At 37.8% G+C, this 3,829-nt stretch carries 3 protein-coding genes; all 3 read right to left on the reverse strand.

Translation table 11 applies throughout. From position 1 onward, the window contains the following. Positions 1-49: 49 nt before the first annotated feature. Positions 50-988, reverse strand: a complete 939-nt coding sequence (gene mdh / locus V7183_RS25110; protein WP_097898391.1) for a malate dehydrogenase — start codon at positions 986-988, stop codon at positions 50-52. A gap of 19 nt (positions 989-1,007) precedes the next feature. After that, positions 1,008-2,297 (reverse strand): NADP-dependent isocitrate dehydrogenase, encoded by a 1,290-nt coding sequence (gene icd, locus V7183_RS25115; RefSeq protein ID WP_335361232.1) that lies wholly within the window; start codon positions 2,295-2,297, stop codon positions 1,008-1,010. A gap of 161 nt (positions 2,298-2,458) precedes the next feature. Next, positions 2,459-3,607 carry a citrate synthase gene (gene citZ / locus V7183_RS25120; protein ID WP_335361233.1) on the reverse strand — a complete coding sequence of 383 codons (1,149 nt, stop codon included), beginning with the start codon at positions 3,605-3,607 and terminating at the stop codon, positions 2,459-2,461. Positions 3,608-3,829: the final 222 nt, after the last annotated feature.

Consider the following 3,829-nt stretch of genomic DNA (forward strand, 5'->3'; position numbering starts at 1 on the left):
AGAAAAAGATTCGGGGCCCCGAATCTTTTTCTTAATATATCTTTTTGTATTAAACAAGAATCTTCATAACGTTACGTACAGATTCTACTGAACGATCTAACGCTTCTTTTTCTTCTTGGCGAAGTTCTAATTCAATAATTTTTTCAATTCCGTTACCACCTAGAATTACTGGCACACCTAGGTAAAGATCGCTATAGCCATATTCACCTTCAAGGTATGCGATAGCTGGTAACACACGACGTTGATCTTTTAAGATCGCTTCAGTCATCTCAACTAGAGAAGCAGCTGGTGCGTAATATGCACTACCATTTCCTAGTAAGCTTACAATCTCACCGCCACCTTTACGTGTACGTTCTACGATTGCTTCTAAGCGATCTTTAGGAATTAATGTTTCTAATGGAATACCGCCTGCATAAGAATAACGAACAAGAGGTACCATGTCATCACCGTGGCCACCAAGAACGAATCCTGTAATATCTTTTACAGAAAGGTTTAATTCTTGTGCGATGAATGTACGGAAACGAGCTGTATCTAATACACCTGATTGACCGATAACACGTTCTTTCGGGAATCCTGCTTCTTTAAATACAGAGTATGTCATTGCATCAACTGGATTTGTTAATACAACAATAATTGCGTTTGGTGAATGTTTTGCGATATCTTGTGTAATACTTTTCATAATTTTAGAGTTTGTCGCTACTAAATCATCACGGCTCATACCCGGTTTACGTGCAATACCTGCTGTAATAACAACAACGTCAGAATCAGCAGTATCTGCGTAATCAGATGTGCCGATAATGTTAGCATCAAAACCTTGTACTGGGCTTGCTTCTAACATATCTAACGCTTTCCCTTTTGTTGGATTTTCCAGTTGTGGAATGTCCACTAATACAACATCTGCAAGCTCTTTTTGTGCTAATAAGAACGCTGTTGTTGCTCCTGTAAATCCTGCACCGATGACTGATACTTTTTTGCGTTTGATTGTCATAATTTCTCCCCCAATTTGATTATGCGTTTTTGATTGCCGCTACATCCATATTGTTAATAAGCGCATCCGCAAATTCAGAACATTTCACTTCTGTTGCACCATCCATTAGACGAGCGAAGTCATATGTTACTACTTTTGAAGCAATTGTTTTTTCCACTGAAGCAGTTACTAATTTCGCAGCTTCATTCCAACCTAAATGTTCTAATAATAATACCCCTGAAAGAAGAACAGAAGATGGATTTACTTTATCTAAACCTGCATATTTCGGAGCTGTACCATGTGTAGCTTCGAAAATAGCATGTCCAGTAACATAGTTAATGTTTGCACCAGGTGCAATACCAATTCCACCTACTTGTGCTGCAAGTGCATCAGAAATATAATCGCCATTTAAGTTCATTGTTGCAACAACATCAAACTCACGTGGACGTGTTAAGATTTGTTGTAAGAAGATATCTGCAATAGAATCTTTTACGATGATTTTGCCAGCCGCTTCAGCTTCTGCCATCGCTTTATTCGCTGCATCTTTACCGTCTTTTTCAACAATGCGATCATATTCAGCCCAAGTAAATACTTTATCGCCAAATTCTTGTTCCGCAACTTCATAACCCCAGTTTTTGAAAGCACCTTCTGTAAATTTCATAATGTTTCCTTTATGAACTATTGTAACAGAAGAACGTTTTTCGTTAATTGCATATTGAATTGCAGCACGAACAAGACGCTTTGTCCCTTCTTCTGAAATTGGTTTAATACCAATGCCTGATGTTTCTGGGAAGCGAATTTTATTTACACCCATTGTTTCTTTTAAGAACTCAAGCACTTTTTGTGCTTCTGGAGATCCTTGTGCATATTCAATACCAGCATAAATGTCTTCTGTATTTTCACGGAAAATAACCATATCAGTATCTTCCGGACGTTTTACAGGTGAAGGAACACCTTCAAAATAACGAACTGGACGTAAACATACATATAAATCTAATTCTTGACGAAGCGCTACGTTTAGAGAACGAATACCACCGCCAACAGGAGTTGTAAGCGGGCCTTTGATTGCGATTAAATATTCGCGGATTAGATTCAATGTCTCTTCTGGTAACCATTCGCCTGTTTGGTTGAATGCCTTTTCTCCTGCAAGCACTTCTTTCCAAACGATTTTCTTTTCACCGTCATAAGCTTTTTCAACAGCCGCTTCTAATACACGAGATGCAGCCGCCCAAATATCTGGTCCAATTCCATCTCCTTCAATGAACGGAATAATCGGATTGTTTGGTACATTCATAACACCATTCGTTACAGTAATTTTTTCTCCTGTCATCTGTGATAACCCCCATGTTTGAAATTTCATATGTGTGAAACTGAGGGAATAACCCCTCAGTTCAAACCGTTAGTCAAATTAAAATATTCTAACCATTACATCTTCACGAAAAAATCAGACTTTTAAAAGTGTATTTACACTATCAATATAGTGTTTTTTACTTATCGTTGCGCTAATGGAACGTATTTTTGATGCGTCGGTCCATTATAGTCAGCACGCGGACGGATTAAGCGGTTATTTTCATATTGTTCTAGAATATGAGCTAACCATCCTGACATACGGCTAACTGCAAAGATTGGTGTAAATAAATCATGGTCAATTCCTAAACAATGGTATACAGAAGCAGAATAGAAATCGACATTTGGTGGAAGACGTTTTTCTTTTGTTACGATGTCTTCGATTTTAATAGACATATTATACCATTTTTCTTCCCCTAAAAGCTCGCATAATCTCTTAGACATTTCACGTAAATGTTTCGCACGTGGATCACCATGCTCATACACGCGGTGACCGAATCCCATAATCTTCACTTTATTTTGAAGCGCATTATGAATATAGGACTCTACATTCTCTTCATCACCAATTTCTGTTAACATCTTCATTACATTTTCATTTGCCCCGCCGTGAAGAGGCCCTTTTAACGCACCGATTGCTGCTGTAATACCAGAATATACATCTGAAAGTGTAGCAACACAAACGCGTGCTGTAAATGTAGAAGCATTTAATTCATGATCTGCATGAAGCACAAGCGCTTTATCAAAAGCTTCAATTTCTACTTCATTTGGTTCGCGATCATTTAACATATATAAAAAGTTTGCAGCTAATGATAAATCTTTTCGTGGCTCAACAACTTCTAAACCTTTGCGAATTCTTGCATATGCCGCAACAAGAGTTCCTACTTGAGCCTGTAATTTAACCGCTTTCAAATAATTGGACTTTTCATCCATTACTTCAGCGCTCTCATCGTATAATGATAACATGGAAATCGCTGTTCGTAAAACAGACATTGGATGCGCAATCTTTAAATCTACTTGTTTTAAATATGTTAAAATCTCACTTGGAACTTCAAAATATTGGGATAAAGTTTCTTTGAACTCCGTTAACTCCTCTTCGTTAGGAAGCTTGCGGTGCCATAATAAGTATACCACTTCTTCAAATGTAGCATTCTCCGCTAAATCATCAATATTATACCCCACATACGTTAATGTATCATCAATAATTGAACTCACGGATGATGTTGTTGCTACTACCCCTTCTAAACCTCGAATAACAGTCATGACATTCTCTCCTTTTTCTGAAAATTCTCCCAACCTTGTATTCACTTGCTCCCCTTCTAAATTATGAGCGCTCGTTCACTCTTTAGGCAAGCAAAATGCACGATCATGCAAATTTATTGTGATGCTCCCATCATGTAGTTCCACTGCCTTTTGTAAAGCATGAGCGTGAGTTTCTCTCCGAATCCTCACGCTTAGAACAACAGATGGTGAGGAAAACTAGTTTCGAAGAGTTTATGATAAAAACAACATAAAACA

The sequence above is a fragment of the Bacillus sp. JJ1127 genome, assembly GCF_036965845.1.
Lineage (GTDB): Bacteria > Bacillota > Bacilli > Bacillales > Bacillaceae_G > Bacillus_A.

Bases quoted from the DNA above. Each gene is read 5' to 3' on its own strand.
- mdh (WP_097898391.1), bottom strand. From the start codon at position 988: ATGACAATCAAACGCAAAAAAGTATCAGTCATCGGTGCAGGATTTACA.
- icd (WP_335361232.1), bottom strand. From the start codon at position 2,297: ATGACAGGAGAAAAAATTACTGTAACGAATGGTGTTATGAATGTACCA.